At 69.6% G+C, this 19827-nt stretch carries 18 protein-coding genes; 9 read left to right on the forward strand and 9 right to left on the reverse strand.

From position 1 onward, the window contains the following. Window positions 1–14 precede the first annotated feature (14 nt). Window positions 15–1016, reverse strand: coding sequence for a type I glyceraldehyde-3-phosphate dehydrogenase (gene gap / locus IM708_RS04355; protein ID WP_209425097.1), 1002 nt, complete (start codon window positions 1014–1016; stop codon window positions 15–17). 270 nt (window positions 1017–1286) lie between these two features. After that, the gene (locus IM708_RS04360) at window positions 1287–3470 is read right to left on the reverse strand and encodes a transglycosylase domain-containing protein (protein ID WP_209425098.1); all 2184 of its coding nucleotides are present in this window, start codon (window positions 3468–3470) and stop codon (window positions 1287–1289) included. 265 nt (window positions 3471–3735) lie between these two features. Here IM708_RS04360 and IM708_RS04365 point away from each other — a divergent pair, with 265 nt between their 5' ends. Together IM708_RS04365 and IM708_RS04370 are read left to right on the forward strand one after the other, a co-directional pair. Then, entirely contained in the window at window positions 3736–4074 is a 339-nt protein-coding gene (locus tag IM708_RS04365; RefSeq protein WP_209425099.1) for a P-II family nitrogen regulator, read from the forward strand. A gap of 16 nt (window positions 4075–4090) precedes the next feature. Next, window positions 4091–5458: an ammonium transporter gene (locus IM708_RS04370; RefSeq protein ID WP_209425100.1), complete on the forward strand. Its 1368-nt coding sequence runs from the start codon at window positions 4091–4093 to the stop codon at window positions 5456–5458. Window positions 5459–5852: 394 nt separating this feature from the next. Here IM708_RS04370 and IM708_RS04375 read toward each other — a convergent pair whose 3' ends face one another. From IM708_RS04375 to IM708_RS04390, 4 genes are all read right to left on the reverse strand, one after another. Then, entirely contained in the window at window positions 5853–6878 is a 1026-nt protein-coding gene (locus tag IM708_RS04375) for a LacI family DNA-binding transcriptional regulator (RefSeq protein WP_209425101.1), read from the reverse strand. Window positions 6879–6942: 64 nt separating this feature from the next. Then, complete coding sequence (locus tag IM708_RS04380; RefSeq protein WP_209425102.1) at window positions 6943–8049, reverse strand: AbrB family transcriptional regulator; 1107 nt, start codon at window positions 8047–8049, stop codon at window positions 6943–6945. Between the two features lie 7 nt (window positions 8050–8056). Further along, window positions 8057–8824 carry an SDR family oxidoreductase gene (locus IM708_RS04385; RefSeq protein ID WP_209425103.1) on the reverse strand — a complete coding sequence of 256 codons (768 nt, stop codon included), beginning with the start codon at window positions 8822–8824 and terminating at the stop codon, window positions 8057–8059. Between the two features lie 86 nt (window positions 8825–8910). Continuing rightward, a complete protein-coding gene (locus IM708_RS04390) occupies window positions 8911–9711 on the reverse strand; it encodes a helix-turn-helix transcriptional regulator (protein ID WP_209425104.1) in 801 nt (266 codons plus the stop codon). A 177-nt stretch (window positions 9712–9888) separates the two neighbouring features. Between IM708_RS04390 and IM708_RS04395 the strand changes: the two genes are divergently transcribed. From IM708_RS04395 to IM708_RS04405, 3 genes are all read left to right on the forward strand, one after another. Then, window positions 9889–10764 carry a hypothetical protein gene (locus IM708_RS04395; RefSeq protein WP_209425105.1) on the forward strand — a complete coding sequence of 292 codons (876 nt, stop codon included), beginning with the start codon at window positions 9889–9891 and terminating at the stop codon, window positions 10762–10764. A 127-nt stretch (window positions 10765–10891) separates the two neighbouring features. Then, window positions 10892–11152 carry a helix-turn-helix transcriptional regulator gene (locus tag IM708_RS04400; RefSeq protein ID WP_209425106.1) on the forward strand — a complete coding sequence of 87 codons (261 nt, stop codon included), beginning with the start codon at window positions 10892–10894 and terminating at the stop codon, window positions 11150–11152. A gap of 83 nt (window positions 11153–11235) precedes the next feature. Then, window positions 11236–12942: a SulP family inorganic anion transporter gene (locus IM708_RS04405; RefSeq protein WP_209425107.1), complete on the forward strand. Its 1707-nt coding sequence runs from the start codon at window positions 11236–11238 to the stop codon at window positions 12940–12942. Between the two features lie 31 nt (window positions 12943–12973). On the opposite strand, the gene deoD is transcribed toward IM708_RS04405, so the two are convergent. Together deoD and doeB are read right to left on the reverse strand one after the other, a co-directional pair. Further along, on the reverse strand, window positions 12974–13678 hold the full coding sequence (gene deoD / locus IM708_RS04410) for a purine-nucleoside phosphorylase (RefSeq protein ID WP_209425108.1): 705 nt from the start codon (window positions 13676–13678) through the stop codon (window positions 12974–12976). A gap of 152 nt (window positions 13679–13830) precedes the next feature. Then, the gene (gene doeB, locus IM708_RS04415; RefSeq protein ID WP_209425109.1) at window positions 13831–14829 is read right to left on the reverse strand and encodes a N(2)-acetyl-L-2,4-diaminobutanoate deacetylase DoeB; all 999 of its coding nucleotides are present in this window, start codon (window positions 14827–14829) and stop codon (window positions 13831–13833) included. 185 nt (window positions 14830–15014) lie between these two features. Here doeB and IM708_RS04420 point away from each other — a divergent pair, with 185 nt between their 5' ends. The 3 genes from IM708_RS04420 to IM708_RS04430 all read left to right on the forward strand — a co-directional run bounded on the left by IM708_RS04420 (window position 15015) and on the right by IM708_RS04430 (window position 17942). Continuing rightward, window positions 15015–16445, forward strand: coding sequence for a nodulation protein NfeD (locus IM708_RS04420; RefSeq protein ID WP_209425110.1), 1431 nt, complete (start codon window positions 15015–15017; stop codon window positions 16443–16445). Window positions 16446–16485: 40 nt separating this feature from the next. Beyond that, the gene (locus IM708_RS04425; protein ID WP_245242995.1) at window positions 16486–17271 is read left to right on the forward strand and encodes an SPFH domain-containing protein; all 786 of its coding nucleotides are present in this window, start codon (window positions 16486–16488) and stop codon (window positions 17269–17271) included. Between the two features lie 146 nt (window positions 17272–17417). Continuing rightward, complete coding sequence (locus tag IM708_RS04430; RefSeq protein WP_209425112.1) at window positions 17418–17942, forward strand: DUF3291 domain-containing protein; 525 nt, start codon at window positions 17418–17420, stop codon at window positions 17940–17942. Between the two features lie 45 nt (window positions 17943–17987). On the opposite strand, the gene IM708_RS04435 is transcribed toward IM708_RS04430, so the two are convergent. Further along, window positions 17988–18167, reverse strand: coding sequence for a hemin uptake protein HemP (locus IM708_RS04435; protein ID WP_209425113.1), 180 nt, complete (start codon window positions 18165–18167; stop codon window positions 17988–17990). Between the two features lie 619 nt (window positions 18168–18786). Between IM708_RS04435 and IM708_RS04440 the strand changes: the two genes are divergently transcribed. Further along, window positions 18787–19818 carry a glyceraldehyde 3-phosphate dehydrogenase NAD-binding domain-containing protein gene (locus tag IM708_RS04440; RefSeq protein WP_209425114.1) on the forward strand — a complete coding sequence of 344 codons (1032 nt, stop codon included), beginning with the start codon at window positions 18787–18789 and terminating at the stop codon, window positions 19816–19818. Window positions 19819–19827 lie beyond the last annotated feature (9 nt).

Consider the following 19827-nt stretch of genomic DNA (forward strand, 5'->3'; position numbering starts at 1 on the left):
CCGCTACGTTCGCCTCAGCCCAGCCGACCCATCGCCGCCGCGGTGTCGATCATGCGGCAGGAAAAGCCCCACTCGTTGTCGTACCACGCCAGTACCCGGCAGAGGGAGCCTTCCAGAACACGCGTCTGGTCCAGATGCGCGACCGACGAATGCGGATCGTGGTTGAAATCGATGCTGACATTCGGATGGTCCGTCACGGCCAGAATGCCGCGTAGCGGGCCTTCGGCGGCGGCGCGCAGGGCGGCGTTGATCTCGTCGGCGCTGGTCTCGCGCGCCGCCTCGAAGCCGAAATCGACGACCGAAACGTTGGGCGTCGGGACGCGGATCGCCGCGCCGTCCAGCTTGCCGTCCAGTTCCGGCAGCACCAGCCCTACGGCTTTCGCCGCACCGGTCGTCGTTGGGATCATGCTCAGCGCCGCGGCACGCCCGCGGTAGAGGTCCTTGTGATAGGTATCCAGCGTCGGCTGATCGCCGGTGTAGCTGTGAATCGTCGTCATGAACCCGCGCCGGATGCCGACCGCCGTGTGCAGGACGCTGGCGATGGGGGCAAGGCAGTTGGTCGTGCAGGACGCGTTTGAAACGACGCGGTCTGCCGCCGTCAGCACGCCATGATTGACGCCGAAAACCACTGTCTTGTCAGCGCCCTTCGACGGAGCCGAGACGAGCACGCGGCGCACACCGGCCTCCAGCAGGCGCGCGGCCTTGTCGCGGTCGGTGAAGACGCCCGTGCATTCCAGCGCCACGTCCACATCGCTCCAGGGCAGCTTTTCAGGCTCGCGCAGTGCGGTCACGCGGATCGGTCCGCGCCCCACGTCCAACGAGTCCTCGCCGGTGCGCACCTCTCTGGGGAAGCGCCCGTGGACCGAGTCGAAGCGCAGCAGATGCGCGCTGGTCTCGACGGGGCCGAGGTCGTTGATCGCCACCACCTCGAGATCCGTTCGGTCGTTCTCGACGATGGCGCGAAGGACGTTGCGCCCGATCCGGCCGAAGCCGTTGATCGCCAGCTTCACGGTCATGGAGTACCTCCGTTTCGGTTCGTGCTGCCTGAAATGCCTTGCGGCGCAGGCGTTGCGGCGCAGTCCAGACAACTTACGTTAACGCTAACAGGTTGCTGTTCAACATGACCGGCGCCCCGGAGTCAAGCGCTACCAAGGGTCGGCTCGAGGCCGGAACAAACCTTGCCACAGGGGCATTTTGGGGTGCTGGCAAACGTATGGCAAACGTATGGCAGGCGTATGGCAGTTGGCTGGCAGCGCGCCGGCGCGCGGCGCGCGGCGCGGGCGAAGTCAGTTCCCGAGGATGCCGCCCAGGATGTCGCGGATCGTGTCCTGAAGGCTGCCGCCGGTTGGCCGGTCGTTGGTGACCGGCGGGTCCCAGGCGCTCGGCGCCTCCAGTTGCGGCCGTTCGGGCACGATCATCGGCAGCGGGCGCTGCGGCGAGCCGGCATGCACCCGCTCCATCGTTTCGCGCCAGATGTCGGCGGGTAACCCGCCGCCGGTGACGCCGACCAGCGGGCTGTTGTCATCGTTGCCCATCCAGACCCCGACCACGTAATCGGCGGTGAAGCCGACGAACCACGCGTCGCGCGCGGCCTGCGTCGTCCCGGTCTTGCCTGCCGCCGCCCGCCCGTCCGGCAGGCGCGCGCGACGCCCGGTGCCGTAGGGGGCTTCCAGCACCTGGGTCATCATCCAGGTCAGCTTGCCCGCCGCCTGCTCGGAGATCACCCGCGTGCCGATGCCGCCGCCGATGCCCATCAGGGGCTCGGCATCCGCGACCAGCCGCAGCGACGTGAAGCCATAGGGACGCACCGCGCTGCCGCCGTTGAGGATGCCGGCATAGGCGGCGGTCATGTCCAGAAGCGTCGACTCGCTCGACCCCAGCGCCAGCGCCGGGCCTTCGGCCAGTTCGGCGCGAAGCCCGAAGGCGTTGGCCGCGCGGCGCACCTCCTCGCGGCCCATCGCCTCGGATATGCGCACGGCGGGAATGTTCTGCGACCGCGCGAAAGCCTCGGCGATGGTCATCATCCCCAGGAAATCGTTGGTGTAGTTGCGCGGGCTCCAACTGCCCGAGCCGGGGATCTGCATGGTCAGCGGCACATCCTCGACCATGTCGTAGGGCTCGTACCCGACGTCCATCGCCAGCGCATAGACGAAGGGTTTGAAGGCCGATCCCGTCTGCCGTTGCGCCTGCGTCGCGCGGTTGAATCCGCCGGTGACGTAGTTCCGCCCGCCCACCATGCCACGCACCGCGCCGTCGGCCGACATCACCACGATCGCGGCCTCGGCGACCGAATCGTCGCGGACGCGGGTCGCGAAGACCTCGGTCAGGGCCTCTTCGGCGGCGGTCTGGATGCGCGGGTCGAGCGTGGTCAGGATAATCACGTCTTCCGTGGTCTCGCGCGTCAGATAGGCCGGGCCGGACTGCATCACCCAGTCGGCGAAAAACCCGCCGGTGGGCGATTCGGCGGTATCGGACAGCCGGGCGGGTTGCGTGCGTGCCGCGTTCGCCTCGGCGGTGGTCAGCAGGCCCTCGCGCTCCATCAGCCCGACCACGACATTCGCGCGATCCTGCGCGCGGCGCAGGTTGCGCGTCGGCGCGTAGAGCGAGGGCGCGACCAGCAGGCCCGCCAGCATCGCCGCCTGCGGCGCGTCGACCTCTGCCGCCGAGCGACCGAAATAGCGCTGCGCGGCGGCCTCGAACCCCCGCGACCCCGCCCCCAGGAAGGCGCGGTTCATGTAGATCGTCAGGATCTCTTCCTTGCTGTAGCGAAGTTCCAGCGCGAAGGCGTAGGGCAACTCCTTCAGCTTGCGCCAAACGGTGCCGCGCCGGCAGTCGGCCTCGTAGGCGGCCTCGCTTTCCCATTCGGCCGGGTCGAAGGGCACGCCCAGGCACACGAGCTTGGCCACCTGCTGGGTGATCGTCGACCCGCCATGCCCCGAAAACGGGCGGCGACCCGCCGCCATGTTGATCCGCATCGCGCCCACGATCCCGCGCGGCGACACCCCGAAATGCCACCAGAACCGCCGATCCTCGGTTGCCACGATGGCGTTCTTCAGATGCGGCGAGACGCTGTCGGTGGTGATAATGCCGCCATAGCTTTCGCCGCGCCAGGCGAAAACCTCGCCATTGGCATCCTGCATGGTCACCGACCCGCGCGCCCGTCCGTCCAGTTGCGCCGAAAGCTCGGGTAGCGAGGCGTAGAAATAGAGGGTTGTCGCCGCGAGCACGAGCGCGACAACCGCGACGACCCGCCAGGCAACGCCCCAGATCACCCGCCAGAAGAAGCCGAAGACCCCGCTGACCACCCGCGTCAGCAGGTTGCCCCGGCGCGGTGCCCGGCGTTTGCGCTTGGCGCCGTTCTTCTGGCCGCCGCCGTTGCCGTCGCCGTTGCCGGCGCCACCCGACCGGCGCGTCGGTGACGCACGCCGGTCGGCCACCAGCGGAGGTTTCCGATTGCCGTTGCTGCCCATCTGTCTGCCGCTTCGATCCTGCCTGCGGATTCTTTGACGGCACAATAACCCGCGCGCCCGCCAAAGCGAAGCCCGCGCGCTCGCCGCTGCGGATTTCGTGATTGCCTAAATTTCAGGCAAAGACCAAAATTTGTGCAAACAAGAGGTTGCAGTTGCGGAATCCGACCGCAGTTCGGCGACGCCAGACATTGCGGCGCCCCCGCCCCGGCTTCCATTCAGGACCATGCCGCCCGCGCGACGGGCTCAAGGAGCGAAGGGGGAAGATGTGAAATACATCATCGCAGCGATCAAGCCGTTCAAGCTGGAGGAGGTCCGCGAGGCGCTGACCGCCATCGGCGTGCGCGGCCTGATGGTGACCGAGGTCAAGGGCTTCGGGTCGCAGTCCGGTCACACCGAGATCTACCGCGGCGCGGAATACGCCGTGAACTTCGTGCCCAAGGTCAAGCTGGAAATCGCGGTCAGCGACGGGCTGGCCGAGCAGGTGGTTGACACGATCCAGCGCACCGCCCGCACCAACAAGATCGGTGATGGCAAGGTCTTCGTGCTGGACCTGGAACAGGCGGTGCGGGTGCGCACCGGCGAACTCAATGACGACGCGCTCTAAACAGGGGTTGACGCAGATGAAACTCAGAAACGCTCTACTGATGGCGTCGGCGGCGGTCATGACCCCGCTGGTCGCCCACGCGCAGGAGGCCGCCGAGAATGGTGATCCCCTGGCCGAGATCGCCGCGATGCTGGCCTCGAACCAGGCCGAGACGGTCTTTGTGTTCAACACGCTTCTCTTCGTGATCAGCGGCGTGCTGGTGTTCTGGATGGCGGCGGGCTTCGCGATGCTCGAGGCGGGCTTCGTGCGCTCCAAGAACGTCACGATGCAGCTGACCAAGAACATCGGCCTCTTCTCGATCGCCGCGTTCCTTTACTACCTGATCGGCTTCAACCTGATGTATCCCGGCGACGGCTGGATGATCGAGGGTTGGCTGGGGGCGTTCTCGCCCACCGTGCTGGAGGCCGTGGGCGTCACCGCCGATGCGGTCGAGGACATCACCTACGCCTCGGTCGGGTCGGACTTCTTCTTCCAGCTGATGTTCTGCGCCACCACCGCCTCGATCGTGTCGGGTGCGCTGGCCGAGCGGATCAAGCTCAACAGCTTCCTTGTCTTCGTGGTCGTGCTGACGGCGCTGATCTATCCGATCCAGGCCAGCTGGACCTGGGGTGAGGGTTTCCTGGACGCGGCCGGGTTCCTTGATTTTGCCGGCTCCACCATCGTGCATTCGGTGGGTGGCTGGGCGGCGCTGATGGGCGCGATCATCCTGGGGCCGCGGATCGGCAAGTATGCCAAGGATGGAAAGGTCACGCCGATCCCGGGGTCGAACCTGGCGCTGGCGACGCTGGGCACGTTCATCCTGTGGATGGGTTGGTTCGGCTTCAACGGCGGGTCGGAACTGGCGCTGGGCACGGCGGATGCCGCGGCCAATGTCAGCCGGGTGCTGGCCAACACCAACGCCGCCGCGGCGGCGGGTGCGCTGGCGGCGCTGATCCTGACGCAGGTCCTTTATAAAAAGGCGGACCTGACCCTGATCCTGAACGGCGCGCTGGGCGGGCTGGTCGCGATCACCGCCGAGCCGCTGGCGCCGGGCCTGGGCATGGCGTCGGCGATCGGCGCGGTCGGCGGCGTGATCGTGGTGCTGGCGGTGCCGATGCTGGACCGGATGAAGATCGACGACGTGGTCGGCGCGGTGCCGGTGCACCTCTTCGCCGGGATCTGGGGAACCATCGCGGTGGTGCTGACCAACGATGAGGCCAACATCTTCACCCAGCTTTACGGGATCGTGGTGATCGGCGCCTTCGTGATCGTCACCTCGACCGTGGTCTGGCTGGTCATCAAGGCGACGATGGGCCTGCGCGTCGATGCCGAGGCCGAGGTGATGGGCCTCGACAAGACCGAGTTGGGGATGGAAGCCTACCCCGACTTCGCGCCCGGCAGCTGATCCTTCCCTCCGGCTGCCAAGCGACGCGCGCCCCGGGCTTCGTGCCCGGGGCGTTCGCGTTCGGGGGGCCGTCGCGGGGGTCGAGGGCGGCGGCGGTGCGCTAGCTTGCGCAACTGGCCGCTCGCGCGCCAAAACTGTCGAACTTTTCAGGAAATCGGTCGATCCATGCAAATCAGCGACGGAAATTGGCCAATTCGTGAAAAGAATCGACGATTTCGGGGTCGGGTATTTTCCGTTGTGCCTTGTGGCAGAAACCGGGTGTCGCCTACCATATGTTGTGGTTTGATCGACGAACCCGCGTCGCCCGTCGGTCCGCGCTCGCAGCGCGGGGCACGAAAAGGGCCGCCCGGCGCGGCGTGGCGCGGGCGTCAGCAGGGGGTGGCAGGGGGCCGTATCAGCGCTGGCGGATCGTGTCGCCGGGTTGCAGGGTCGGCGTCAGTTCGACCCGCAGGCCGCCGATCACGCCGTCCATCCCCTTGCCGGCGATGATCTGCGCCGCGCGTTCGCCGATCTCACGCCGGCAGGCGTCGATGGTGGCCAGACGTTTAGGCAACCCGTCCAGGAATTCCAGCCCGTTGAACCCGGCCAGGCCCAGCTTGCCGGGAACGTCCAGCCCCTGTTCCAGGCACCAGATCAGACCGCCGGCGCCGATCATGTCGTTGGAGTAGTAGAGGAAATCGAGGTCCGGGGCGCGTTTCAATATCGCCTCGGTCATCTCGCGCCCCTTGGCGAGCGCGGAGCCGCCCGAATAGAATTCGGTCTCGGCGAGTTCCAGCCCGTGTTCGGCCAGCCCTTCGGTCAGACCCTCCATGCGTTTGCGGGCGCGGTGGTCGTCGGGCATCTTGGTGCCCAGAAACCCGATCCGCCGGTATCCTGCCGCCGCGATTGCTTCGGCCATCTGCCGCCCCGCCGCCCGGTGCGAGATGCCGACGACGGAATCGATCGCCGTGCCGTCGACGTCCATGATCTCGACCACCGGGATGCCGGCGCTTTCCAGCATCGCGTGCGAGGCCGGGCTGTGTTCCAGCCCTGCGAGGATCACGCCGGATGGGCGCCAGGACAGCATCTCGTAGAGCACGCTTTCCTCGCGCTCGGCGGAATAGTTGGTGACGCCGAAGACGGGTTGCAGCCCGGTATCCTCCAGCGCCGCGGAAATCCCGCCCAGCACCTCGGGGAAGACCATGTTCGACAGCGACGGCACGATCACCGCGACCAGGTTGACGCGCTGCGAGGCGAGGCCACCGGCGATCTTGTTGGGCACGTAGCCCAGCTCGCGCGCGGCGGCGAGCACCTTCTCGCGCGTCGGGGGCGAGACGTCGTCGCGGTTGCGCAGCACGCGGCTGACGGTCATTTCGGAAACGCCGCAAGCCTCCGATACATCGCGGAGCGTGAGGGGGCGGCGGATGTCGGGCTTGGTCATCTGGGGTCCGATCTGGCCGGGCGCGGGGCCCATGTCTCGATTACTAGCGACTATGCCGGGGCTGTCAAAGCCCGTCTGAGCCATCCGGGCGCAGGCCGGGCACCCAGGGCAGCGCCAGCCGCGCCACGACCACCGCCAGAACGATGCGCACGAGGTGGTGGACGGTGACATAAACCGTGCTCATCTGCAGCGAGAGGGCCACCAGCGACATCTCGTTGATGCCGCCGGGCGCGAAGGCCAGGATCACCGCCGGAATGGGCTCGCCCACCGGGCCGGCGAAGAGCGCGCCCAACCCGGCGGCCAGCAGCAGGGCGGCGGCGACATAGACCGCGCTGAGCCGCAGCGCCAGCCACAGCAGGCCCCCCCGGAACCCGGCGAAGCGCGCGCCGAGCGAGGTGCCGACGACCCATTGCGTGACCACGATGGACCAGTCGGGGGGGCTGGCCTCGGTCAGCCCGGCGATATGCGTTGCAGCGCTGAGCAGCAGCGGCCCGGCCAGAACGGCCGCCGGCATGCGCAGTCGCGACGCGCCCCACCAGCCGAAGACCGCGCAGCCGAGCAGTACGCCGAGATCCCACAGCGACATCGACACGTCCGACCCCGGCCGGACCAGCCCCGACCCGCTGCCGACCGCCTGGTTGAAGGCCACGGCAAAGGCGATGGGGATCAGCACGATGCACAGGATCAGCCGCAGGAACTGCAGCACGATCAGCATGGGCATGTCGGCGCCGGCCTTCTCGCCCATGTCCAGCGCCTCGATGAAGCCGCCGGGCATGGCGGCGAAGAACGCGGTTTTCGGCGCGATCCGGCCCAGCCGCCGGTAGACCAGATAGCCGATCAGATGCGCCAGCGGAATGAAGACCGCCAGTGCGACCAGCGACAGCCACCAGCGCGCCGCCTGGCTGGCGAAATCGGGCGGGAAGGTGGCGCCGATGGCGATGCCGATGACCGGGATCAGCAGGTAGCGCCAGCCCTGCGGCACGGCGACCGGCTGGCCGAACAGCCGGAAGCCGCCCGAGGCCGCCACCGCGACGGTGACCAGCGATCCGATCAGCATGCCCAGCGGCAGGCCGGCAGCCAGCGCCAGCAGCCCGCCCGCCGCGCCCAGCGCGAAGGTGGCGGCGATGCCCTGCGGGGCCAGCCCGCCCGTCAGACGCTCCTGCAGCCTCAAGCCCGCCTCACATCTGCCCGCCCGCGATCTCGATGCACTGGCCGTTGACGCTGTCTGATCCCGGCAGTGAGAGCCAGAGCGCGGCGGCGGCGACCTCGTCGGGGCGGATCAGGCGCTTGTGGCGGTTGGTCCTGACCATCATCGCATGCGCCTGGTCGTGGCTGATGCCGGCGCGGGCGGCGATGCTTTCGGTGTTGCGGGTGACGATGTCGGTGTCGACATAGCCGGGGCAGAGCGCGTTGAAGGTCAGGCCCGAGCCCATGAAATCCTCGGAAAGGCCGCGCATCAGCCCGATCATCCCGTGCTTCGACGCACTGTAGGCCGGCGCCCCCTTCAGCCCCTTCAGCCCGGCGATGGACGAAACGAACAGCACGCGCCCCCAGCCCGCGTCCTGCATGCCGGGCAGGCAGGCCTGCACGGTCAGCATCGCCCCGTCGAGGTTGATCGCCATCATCCGCCGCCAGAAGACCAGGTCCATCCGCCCGATCGACTTGCCCTCGGCGATGCCGGCGTTGGGCACGCAAATCGTCACCGGGCCGCGGGAGTCGATGGCGGCGGCGCAACCCTCAGTGACGTTCGCCTCTTCGGCCACGTCCATGACCAGCGGGTGCAGGCCCGGCGTGTCCGCCGCCGCAGCGTCCAGCACGTCGCCGCGCCGGCCGGTGATGGTGACCTGCGCGCCGCGCGCCGCCAGCCCCTGCGCGATCGCCAGCCCGATGCCGGTGCCGCCGCCGGTGATCAGCGCGTGCCGCCCGGCCAGTTCGCCCTCGCCCATTTTCGTCCTCCGTCCCAGCGTTTGCGCCAGACTAGACCGGCGCGCGCGGCTTGCCCATACCCGCGCGGCTTGCGCCGGCGTGGCGGTCAGCCCGGCCGGCGGGGGTCGATCAATCCCGCCAGCAGGGCGCGGATCACGGCGTCGGTGCGGGTGCGTGCCCCAAGCTTCAGCCGCGCCCGCGCCACGTATTCCTGGGCCGAGCGTTCGGAAATGCGCAGCTCGTTGGCGATGCCGGCGATCCGCACCCCCTCGGCCAGGCGGGTCAGCACCTGACGCTCGCGGCTGGAGAGTTTCGCGGCGTCGGCATCATGCGGCGCCGACGGCCAGCGCAACGCCAGCAGCCCGGCAAAATAGAGCCCCGCCATCTGCAGGACCGGCAACTGTGCCCGGGCGAACTGCCCGAAGTCCGGTGCGGGGTCGTCGCCCCAGAAGGTCAGCATCGACATCCGCGGCGCGGCCGGCGCGGCCAGCGGGATGCTGAGCGCCTGGTGCTGGCCCAACTCCTCCAGCATGATGCGCGAGATCGGCGCGAAGACGGTCGGTCGTTCCAGCAGACGCCGATGATCGACATAAAGCGGCCCGGCGCTGAGCGAGAGGAACTTCAGCGTCGGGCGCAGGTGCCACAGCGTAGGCTCGCTCGCGCGGCGGACGTCCCCGCGATAGCCGCGCAGCCGCGCGTCCAGATCGCCGTCCCAGACGGTCCCGAAAGCCTGCGCGCCGGGATGCGGGGCGAAGGGGTTGGCGGCGCGCCGCGGCAGGTCGAGATGCAGCGCTGCGCGCGCAAGGCCTTGACGGGCGAGTGCTGCGTGAAACGCCTGCCACGCCGCCTCGGGCGTCGCCGCGCCGGCCACGGTGTCGGCAAGGGCATGCAGATCCAGCCCGTCCATAGCGCCCTTTCGCCCCCCCGGATGTCGTCAAAACTGACGACGTGATCGGGATAGAAAAACGCGTATCCTGATCCTCACGTTTGTTGCCTGCCGTGCTTTTGTCAATCCTGGGGCGTGTTTGGCCCCGAAACGACCATGCGAATTAGGGCCGATCGCATGCCAGAGGAGGATTCGAGCATGTATTTTCGCCAGATCTGCACCGGACTGACCGTTGCGCTGGGCCTGGCCGGGCAGCCGGGAAGCGCCGACACCATCACCGGGCCGACCAGCCGTGTGGTCGTCACCTCCAGCGAATGCCCGGGGCAGCTTTGCCGCGACGTGTTCGGAGATTCGGCCGAGATCCTGCTCTGGCCGGTGGGAAATCCGACCCGGTCGGGCGCGTTCCTGTCCTATGACGCGAGTTCCAGCGCCGCGGGCATCTTCGCCTCGGCGGTGGTGAGCAACCGGGCCCGGAACGGCACCGTCACCGTCTATGCCCGCGATGTCTTCACGCTGGGCACGCTGGACAAGACGAAACCCGAGACACTGGAGACGACCGCGCTGCTGAATGTGTCCGGCACGGCGGGGGAGGGGCTGGGCGGCGATGGCAGCCGGTTCCGCCTCCGCAGCGGCATCAGCGGCGTGCGGCCGGTGGCCGAGGTCAGCCTCGGCTCGCTGGTCGGCACGTCGAGCATCGAGACCACGTCGGTGCAGCTTGGCGGGCTTCTGGACGGGGTGATCCAGCCGGGCGTTGCCAATCTGTCGCAGACCCCCGCGCAGGACATCACGGTGACGGTCGGCGTGCCGTTTCAGCTGAAGATCTTCATGGAGCTGTTCCATGTGCTGGACTGGTCGTCGCCGGCCAGTTTCGTGCAGTCGAGCTTCACCAATTCCGCCCGCGTCGGGTTCGACCTGCCCGAGGGGTATTTCATCACCTCGGCGCGCGGCTACAGCCAGGGGCTGCCGGTGGCGCCGCCGCCGGCCCCGACCGCCCCGATCCCGTTGCCGGCGGCGCTGCCGATGCTGGTGGCGGGGCTTGCGCTGCTGTTCGGGCTGCGCCGGCGGCGGGGCTGAGGTGTCGCCCGCGGGCGCGGTGGCGTGATCGCCGGCAGGCGTGAGCCATATCTGAAAGCGCCCTCCTGATACTTGACATATCAATGATCAGATTCTAGACGGCATCAACGCTGTCCGGAGCCCGATCATGATCACCGCTGGCCAGATGCGCGCGGCGCGCGCCCTGCTGGGTATCGACCAGAAGACACTGGCGGCGCTTTCGGGCGTCTCGGTCCCCACCATCCAGCGGATGGAGGCGAGCGAGGGCCGGGTGCGTGGCGTCGTCGAAAGCCTGACGCGGGTGGTCGAGGCGCTGGACCGCGCCGGGGTCGAGCTGATCGGCGAGGGCGCGGTCAGCCCCGCCGGCGGGCGCGGCGTGCGGCTGAAGGCGCCCGCGCTGCCGCCCTGAGCCCCCGTCCTTCCGTTTCGCGACGAGGATCGCCGACAAGATGCCGACGTTCCCGCCGCCTTTGCCCCTGAAGGTGCGGCCCCATGCATCCGACCCAGATCCCGCGCGACACGGCCAGCTTTGCGGAGCTGTTCACGCCCAAGATCGTCACCGTCCTGCGCGAAGGCTACGGCGCGCGGCAGTTGCGCGCCGATGCGCTGGCCGGGCTGACCGTCGCCATCGTCGCCCTGCCGCTGTCGATGGCCATCGCCATCGCCTCGGGCGCGACGCCGGCGCAGGGGCTCTATACCGCCATCGTGGGCGGGTTTCTGGTGTCGCTGCTGGGCGGCTCGCGGTTCCAGATCGGCGGGCCGGCGGGGGCGTTCATCGTGCTGGTCGCGGCCACGGTGGCGCAGCACGGGTTGGACGGGCTGATCCTGGCCACGTTCCTCTCGGGGCTGATGCTGGCGGCGGTGGGCTTCCTGCGGCTGGGCACGTTCATCAAGTTCGTCCCGTTCCCGGTGACCGTGGGCTTCACCGCGGGCATCGCCGTCATCATATTTGCCAGCCAGATCAAGGAGGTCTTCGGCCTGACGCTGGAGAGCGAGCCGGGCGAACTGCTGGAAAAGCTGCCGGCGCTCTGGTCGGTGCGCGACAGCGTGACGCCCGCGGCCTTCGTGGTGGCGGTGGCGGTGGTGGCGGTGATCCAGGGGTTGCGCCACTGGCGCCCGCACTGGCCCGGCATGCTGATCGCGGTGGTGCTGGCCGGGGTGGCGGTGGCGGCGCTGGGCCTGCCGATCGAGACCATCGGCACCCGGTTCGGCGGCATCCCGTCGTCCCTGCCCATGCCGCGCCTGCCCGCGATGTCGCTGGAGAGGATCGTCGCGGTCCTGCCCGCGGCGCTGTCGTTCACGCTGCTGGGCGCCATTGAATCGCTGCTGTCGGCGGTGGTGGCCGATGGCATGACCGGGCGGCGGCATCGGTCCAACTGCGAACTGGTGGCGCAGGGCGCGGCGAATGTCGGCGCGTCGCTCTTCACCGGCTTCTGCGTCACCGGCACCATCGCGCGCACCGCGACCAACGTGCGCGCCGGCGCGCATGGCCCCGTCGCGGGGATGCTGCATGCGGGGTTCCTGCTGGCCTTCATGCTGGTCGCAGCACCGCTCGCCGGTTTCATCCCCCTGGCCGCACTCGCCGGGGTGCTGGCGGTGGTCGCGTGGAACATGATCGAACGGCCGGCGATCGCGATCCTCCTGCGCTCGGGCTGGGGGGAGGCAACGGTGCTGGCGGTCACGTTCCTGCTGACCATCTTCCGCGACCTGACCGAGGCCATCGTCGTCGGTTTCGCGCTGGGCTCGGTGCTTTTCATCCACCGGATGAGCCGGGCGACCGCGATCACCGCGCAGGCGCCGCTGGTCGGCGGCGACGAGGCCGACAGCGCCCGCCCGCGCGGCGCCTATACTGAGGCCGCCGCCGATCCCGATGTCGTGGTCTACCGGATCACCGGGGCGCTGTTCTTCGGCGCGACGGCGTCGATCGGATCGGTGCTGGACCGCATTCAGGACAGCCATCGCGCGCTGATCGTCGATTTCTCGGCGGTGCCGTTTCTGGATGCGACGGGCGCCAACATGATCGAGGGGCTTGCGCACAAGTCGCGCGGCCGGGGGGTGGAGCTGTGGCTGACCGGGACCGACCGCGCCAGCCGGCGCCTGCTGCTGACGCACGGGCTGCGGCCGCCGCTGGCGCGCCATGCCTCCAGCATCGCGGCGGCGATGGCGGGGGTCCGGCGGCGGGCGGCGGGCCCCCGCTGAAGGGCCGGCGCGCGGCCGCTTCGGGAATGCGTCAGGAAAAGGCGGCTTCGAGCGCGATCTCGACCATCTCGGCAAAGCCGGTCTCGCGCTCGGCGCTGGGCAGATGCGCGCCGGTCAGCAGGTGGTCCGAGATGGTCAGGACGGCCAGCGCGCGGGCACCGTGGCGGGCGGCGACGGTGTAAAGCTCGGCCGCCTCCATCTCGACACAAAGGGTGCCGTGGCGGGTAAGCGCCTCGGTCAGGTCGGGGCGTTCGTCGTAGAAGACATCCGACGAATAGATGCCGCCGGCGTGGACCGTGGCGCCCCGCGCGGTGGCGGCGCGATGCGCGGCCGTCAGCAGGGCGAAATCGGCGCAGGGGGCGAAGGCCATCTCGCGGAAGATCCCGCGCGAGGGGGTCGAGATCGTGCTGGCGGTCATCGCCAGGACGATGTCGCGCAGCTGGACATGGGGCTGCATCGCGCCGGCCGAGCCGATGCGGATCAGCGTCTTCGCGCCATGCTCGCGGATCAGCTCGTTGGCGTAGATCGACAGCGACGGCATCCCCATGCCCGAGCCGTGGATCGTCACCCGGCGGCCGCGCCAGGTGCCGGTATAGCCCAGCATGCCGCGGACCTCGTTGACCGGCCGGGGATCGTCGAGGAAGGTCTGCGCCGCCCAGCGGGCGCGGTAGGGATCGCCGGGCATCAGGACGGTTTCGGCGATCGCGCCGGGCTCGGCGCCGATATGGAGGGACATGCGCGGCCTCGTGCGTGGCGATGGGGGCAGGATGGCGCGCGGGGCGGCGGCGCGCAAGGGGCCGGCAGGGCGACCGTGACCGGGGGCGCCGCGCTCGGGGGCATCGAGCCCCCTCGCGCGGCCTTGGGCCGCGCCGCGGCGTCCGGCGTCGATCAGTCCGGCGGCACCGCCGTGGCGATCACCGCCAGGCAGTCGCCGGTCTGGATCAGCCCCGGGAAATGCCGCGCCGCCAGCAGCCCGGCGCGCTGCGCGCGGTAGATGACGGGGTCCAGCCCGGTGCGGTCGGCGGGCCAGACGCGGGCCAGCGGCGCGCCTTCCGCGACCCGTTCGCCGAGGTCGACCAGCGGCTGCACCAGCCCCTCGGAGGTGGCGAAATGGTAGCAGTCGTCGCCGGGCATATCGAGCGTCACGCTGCGCTCCAGCTCCATCTCGCCGGCCAGAATCCCGGCGTGGATCAGCACGTTGCGCGCCCCGCGCGTCGCGATCCTGGCCGAGCGCGCGGTCGCCGTGCCGCCGCCGCCCAGTTCGGTGGTCACGAAGACCTTGCCGTGCCCCTCGACCGCGGTGTCGTACATGCCGACGCTGTCGATCTCGCGCAGCATCAGCGTGTAGGGGGCGTTGAAGGCGCGCACGGCCTCTACGCAGGCGGCCTGCTGGCTGACCGAATCGAGGTGATGCGCGCAGGCGAAGGGCAGGAAATCCAGCGTCTTGCCGCCCGAGTGGTAGTCGAGCACGATATCGGCCATCGGCACCAGCGTGGTGTCGAAGTAATGCGCGATCTTCTGCGTGGCGCTGCCGTCGGGGGCGCCGGGGAAGGCGCGGTTGAGGTTCACGTTGTCGATCGGCGAGACGCGGGTGGCGGCGCGGAACGCCGGATAGTTCATGTAGGGCACGATGATGACGCGGCCCTGGACCTGCTTCGGCTCGATCTCGCGCGCGAGGGATTGCAGAGCGATCGGCCCCTCGTATTCATCGCCGTGGTTGGCCCCAGTGAGCAGCGCCGTCGGCCCGTCGCCGCGCCGGATCACGCAGATCGGGATCATGATCGCCCCCCAGGCGCTTTCGTTGCGCGAATGCGGCAGGCGCAGGAAGCCGTGGTGCTTGCCGTCGCGGTCGAAGGGCACGGTGGGGGTGATCGGGTTGGCGGGCATGGTGTCCTCGGGCTGGATGGGCGGCCAGTCTAGCGGGACGGGCGGCAGGCGCAAACCGGATGCGCAGGCGGGGCGGGTTGACCCAACGCGCGGACGCGATTGCGATCCGCAACCGAGCGGGAAAACTCGTAATCGACCTTTCACCTTCTAGGTAGTAGCCTGAGGAGACCCAAGCGGAGCCCGCCATGCCCACCCTGCCCGCCGCGCTGCGCGTCTTGCGCCTGCTGGCCGCGACCCTGGCGGTGATGGCCGGGGCCTTCGGTCTGCTGGCGCAGGAGAATGCCGGACGCACCGCGCATCTGCTGGAGCTTGATGGCGCGGTCGGCCCGGCGACGGCCGACTACCTGATCCGCGGCATCGACAGCGCCCATGCCGAGGGCGCGGCGCTGGTCATCATCCGTATGGACACGCCCGGCGGGCTGGTCACCTCGACCCGCGCGATCAACCGCGCTATCCTGTCCTCGCCGGTGCCGGTGGCGGTGCATGTCGCCCCCTCGGGCGCGCGGGCGGCCAGCGCCGGGACCTTCATCGCCTATGCCGCGCATGTCGCGGCGATGGCGCCGGGCACCAGCATCGGCGCCGCGACCCCGGTGGCGATGGGCGGCCTGCCCGGCAGCGAGCCGCCGCAGAGCGACCCCGCGCCCACCACGGAGAGCGAGTACGCCACAGAGAACGGCGAGAACGGCGACGACACGCCCGCCCGCCCGGCCTCGCGCCCGCCGGCCGATGCCTCGATGGCCAAGGCGATCAACGACGCCGTCTCGCAGATCCGCGGCATGGCCGAGTTGCGCGGCCGCAACGCCGACTGGGCCGAACGCGCCGTGCGCGAGGCGGCGACGGCCACCGCCACGGAAGCCCTGGAGCTGAACGCGATCGACCTGATCGCGCGCACCACGGAGGACCTGCTCAGCGCCGCGCATGGCCGCACCGTCGAACTCAACGGCGCCGAGCTTGTCCTCGACACCGAGGGGCTGGAGGTGATCGAGCGCGCCCCCGACTGGCGCACGCAGCTGCTGGCGACGATCACCAACCCCTCGGTCGCGATCCTGCTGATGGTGCTGGGCTTCTACGGGATCGTGTTCGAGCTGTTCAATCCCGGCGCGCTGGTGCCCGGCACGATCGGCGCGATCAGCCTGCTGACCGGGCTTTTCGCGCTGTCGATCCTGCCGTTTTCCATCGCCGGGCTGGCGCTGATCCTGCTCGGCCTCGCGCTGATCGTGGCCGAGGCCTTTTCGCCCAGCTTCGGCATCCTCGGCATCGGCGGCACGGTCGCGGTGGTGCTGGGCGCGATCCTTCTCTTCGACAACGACGTGCCGGGGATGGAGCTGTCCTGGCCGGCGCTGGCCGCGCTCGCCGTCGGCAGCGCCGTCTTCTCGCTGATCGTGGCGCGGCTCGCGGTGGTGTCGCACCGCGGCCGGGTCGCGACCGGCGCCGAGCAAATGGTCGGGATGACCGCGCGCGTGCTCGACTGGCAGGGCACCGAGGGGCATGTCCACGCCCACGGCGAACGCTGGCGCGCGCGCGCCGCGGCCCCGTTGCGGCCCGGCCAGACCGTCCGCATCACCGAAATCGACGGGCTGACCCTGCAGGTCACGCCCGCGCCCGACACCGCCTGAGCGCGGGCCGCGCGCCCGCATCCGGCCAATGGAGGACCCCATGGACCTGTTCTTTCTCGATTTCGCCTTCTACATCGTCCTGATCTTCCTGCTCGTGGCGTTCCTCGCCTCGGCCATCAAGATCCTGCGCGAATACGAACGCGGCGTGGTCTTCACGCTGGGCCGCTTCACCTCGGTCAAGGGGCCGGGGCTGATCATCATCATCCCCTATATCCAGCAGGTCGTCCGCGTCGACCTGCGGGTGCGCGTGCTCGACGTGCCCAGCCAGGACGTGATCAGCCGCGACAACGTCTCGGTGCGGGTCAACGCGGTGATCTACATGCGCATCGTCGACCCCGAGAAGGCCACGATCCAGGTCGAGAACTTCCTGCAGGCGACCAGCGAACTCAGCCAGACGACGCTGCGCTCGGTCCTCGGCAAGCACGAGCTGGATGAGATGCTGGCCGACCGCGACCGCCTCAACGCCGACATCCAGGAGATTCTGGACGCCCAGACCGACGCCTGGGGCATCAAGGTCGCCAATGTCGAGATCAAGCATGTCGACATCAACGAATCGATGATCCGCGCCATCGCCCGCCAGGCCGAGGCCGAACGCGAACGCCGCGCCCGCGTCATCAACGCCGAGGGCGAGCAGCAGGCGGCGGCGAAACTTCTGGAAGCCGCCGAGATCCTCGGCCGCCGCCCCGAGGCGATGCAGCTGCGCTACCTCGCGACGCTCGCCACCATCGGCAACGAGAAGAACTCGACCATCGTCTTCCCCTTCCCGATGGAGATCAGCAAGATGCTGAAATCACTGGGCGTCGACGACACCCCGCGCGGCGGCTGAACGCGAAGGGCAAGGGGGGCAGCGCCCCCTCTTGCGTCTTGCGGCGCGACGCGGCGACAGGCCTCGCGCCTGTCTTGAGCCTTTGCCGTGGCGCATGCAGCCTGTAAGGTCGCCGCAACCCGACGATCCCCGCGTGAGGTTCTGCTGTGCCGCTGGCCCTCTATACCTTCGGGATGTTTGCCGAACCGGCCGAGGATGCGGCGAATGACGGCTTTCATCACCTCAACGATATGGTGCTGGCCTCCGTCGATCGGGCCGAAGGCCTCGTCGCGCGATCCGGGTACGCCTCGGACCCCGGCCCCGCCTCCTGGGGCCCCGAGGTCTATCCGCGGTTCTACACCGAACGCGGCGACGGCTGGTCGCCCGCCACCCTGTCGCTCTGGACCGATCTGGAGGCCGCCTTTGCCTTCACCTATTCCGGCCTGCACGTCGCCGCCGTGAAGCGCGGGCGGGAATGGTTCGTGAAGCCCGCCTGGCCGCCCCTGGCGATGTGGTGGCATGCGGGCCCGGACCATCCGACCTGGGCAGAAGCCGTCCGGCGGCACGAGCATCTGCATGACGCCGGCCCGACACCCACGGCCTTCACCTTCAAGGCGCCCTTCGACGAAAGCGGCGCGCCGATGAAGCTCGATCAGGCGCGCATCCGGGCACTTCGTCTGGCGCAAGCGTGAACGCGACGCCGGGACAGGCTCTGGCCAACCCGGCCTTCGGCCCGGTCACTTCGTCAGGATAAGCTTGCCGGCGCGGGTGATGCGCAGCGCGTAGACCTTGCCATCGAGCACGATCTGCGCCAGCGCGCCGCCGCGCGTCAGGTCCTGCGCGCGGTGGACAGGGACCGGGGCGGGCGCGCTGTCCGGGCCGCGGGTGTCGAAGGATTGCTGCGCCTGGAAGGACATGATCGGCTCCATTTCCTGTTGGTGCGGCAAATCTGACAATAACACTCGGCTTTGTCAATTCCGATTCTTTCGCTCGGCTATACGCCCGCCACGCCCCGTTTTCCCCGCCCCCGCGCGTCATCGGCATTTCCCCGCGGGGAATTTAGACGCCGTTAACCCCCGTTCCCCGCCGAAAGGCCGCCGGCGCGGGCCGCCATTTCCCCGCGGGGAATCGCTACCTGCCGGCCGGTCCCCGCCCCCGCGCGCCTTCGGCATTTCCCCGCGGGGAATTCAGACGCCGTTAACTCCGTTCCCCGTCGAAAGCCGCCGGTGCCGGCCGCCATTCCCCGCGGGGAAAGTGCCACCTGCCGGCCGGTCCCCGTCCCCGCGCGCCCTCGGCATTTCCCCGCGGAGAATTCAGACGCCGTTAACGCCCGTTCCCCGCCGAAAGGCTGCCGACGCGGGCCGCCATTTCCCAGCGGGGAAAGCGCCACCATTGGGATTTCCCCGCGGGGAATTCAGCGTCTGTTAACAACCGTCTCCCGCCGAACCGCCGCCAAACCGTGCCGCCCTTTCCCCGCGGGGAAATCTATTGAGCTTTCGCGCCCCCCGGCCTAGGCCTCCCGGCGGGGGTGCGGCGATGGCGATTCGGGTTCTGATCAACGGTTTCGGGCGCATCGGCCGGACGGTGCTGCGCACCTGGTCGCAGGGCGCCGCGCAGGGCGGCGGCTGGCCCGAGGTCGAGATCGTCGCGCTCAACGACATCGCGGCGCCCGAAACGCTGGCCTATCTTTTCGAATACGACAGCGTCTTCGGCCCGTTCCCGGGCGGCGTTTCGCTGCAGGACCGCGCGCTGGTCTTCGCCGGCCACCGGCTGAACCTGACCCATGCGCCCGACATCTCGGCGCTGGATCTGTCGGGGATCGACCTGGTGATGGAATGCACCGGCCAGGCCGAGCGTCGGCAGGTCGCCGAACGCGGGTTGCGCGGCGGGGCCGGGCGGGTGCTGATCTCCGGCCCCTCGGGCGCGGCGCAGGTCACCGCGGTCATCGGCGCGAACGAGGGGGCGATCACGCCCGCGCACCGCGTCATCTCGAACGCCTCGTGCACGACCAACGCGCTGGCCCCGTTGGCGCGCGTCCTCGACGCGGCCTTCGGGCTGCGCACCGGCTGGATGACGACGATACATTGCTACACCGGCAGCCAGCCCACGGTCGATGCGCCGCGCGGGCGGGATCTGGCGCGCTCGCGCGCGGCGGCGCTGTCGATGGTGCCGACGACGACCAGCGCCGGGCGGCTGCTGGACGCGGTGCTGCCCGACCTTGCCGGCCGCATCGCCTGTTCGGCGGTACGGGTGCCGACCGCCAGCGTCTCGGCCGTCGATCTGGTCTTCCAGCCCGAACGGCCCGCAACGGTCGAGAGGGTCAACGCGGCCCTGCGCGACGCCGGCGGCGTGATCGGCTGGACCGACCGCCCGCTGGTGTCGACCGACCTGCGCGCCCGGCCCGAAAGCGTGGTCATGGCCCTGCCCCAGACCGAGGCGACCGGCGGCGGGCTGATCCGGGTCTTCGGCTGGTACGACAACGAATGGGGGTTTTCCTGCCGCATGCTGGACATGGCGCGGCATCTGGGCCCGGCCGGCCCGGCGCCGGCCCTGCCCCCCATCGGCTGACAGCCGGCG

Source organism: Pararhodobacter sp. SW119, assembly GCF_017811755.1.
Classification (GTDB): Bacteria; Pseudomonadota; Alphaproteobacteria; order Rhodobacterales; family Rhodobacteraceae; genus Pararhodobacter.

Bases quoted from the DNA above. Each gene is read 5' to 3' on its own strand.
- gap (WP_209425097.1), bottom strand. From the start codon at position 1,016: ATGACCGTGAAGCTGGCGATCAACGGCTTCGGCCGGATCGGGCGCAAC.
- IM708_RS04360 (WP_209425098.1), bottom strand. From the start codon at position 3,470: ATGGGCAGCAACGGCAATCGGAAACCTCCGCTGGTGGCCGACCGGCGT.
- IM708_RS04370 (WP_209425100.1), top strand. From the start codon at position 4,091: ATGAAACTCAGAAACGCTCTACTGATGGCGTCGGCGGCGGTCATGACC.
- IM708_RS04375 (WP_209425101.1), bottom strand. From the start codon at position 6,878: ATGACCAAGCCCGACATCCGCCGCCCCCTCACGCTCCGCGATGTATCG.
- IM708_RS04385 (WP_209425103.1), bottom strand. From the start codon at position 8,824: ATGGGCGAGGGCGAACTGGCCGGGCGGCACGCGCTGATCACCGGCGGC.
- IM708_RS04390 (WP_209425104.1), bottom strand. From the start codon at position 9,711: ATGGACGGGCTGGATCTGCATGCCCTTGCCGACACCGTGGCCGGCGCG.
- IM708_RS04395 (WP_209425105.1), top strand. From the start codon at position 9,889: ATGTATTTTCGCCAGATCTGCACCGGACTGACCGTTGCGCTGGGCCTG.
- IM708_RS04400 (WP_209425106.1), top strand. From the start codon at position 10,892: ATGATCACCGCTGGCCAGATGCGCGCGGCGCGCGCCCTGCTGGGTATC.
- IM708_RS04405 (WP_209425107.1), top strand. From the start codon at position 11,236: ATGCATCCGACCCAGATCCCGCGCGACACGGCCAGCTTTGCGGAGCTG.
- deoD (WP_209425108.1), bottom strand. From the start codon at position 13,678: ATGTCCCTCCATATCGGCGCCGAGCCCGGCGCGATCGCCGAAACCGTC.
- doeB (WP_209425109.1), bottom strand. From the start codon at position 14,829: ATGCCCGCCAACCCGATCACCCCCACCGTGCCCTTCGACCGCGACGGC.
- IM708_RS04420 (WP_209425110.1), top strand. From the start codon at position 15,015: ATGCCCACCCTGCCCGCCGCGCTGCGCGTCTTGCGCCTGCTGGCCGCG.
- IM708_RS04425 (WP_245242995.1), top strand. From the start codon at position 16,486: ATGGACCTGTTCTTTCTCGATTTCGCCTTCTACATCGTCCTGATCTTC.
- IM708_RS04435 (WP_209425113.1), bottom strand. From the start codon at position 18,167: ATGTCCTTCCAGGCGCAGCAATCCTTCGACACCCGCGGCCCGGACAGC.
- IM708_RS04440 (WP_209425114.1), top strand. From the start codon at position 18,787: ATGGCGATTCGGGTTCTGATCAACGGTTTCGGGCGCATCGGCCGGACG.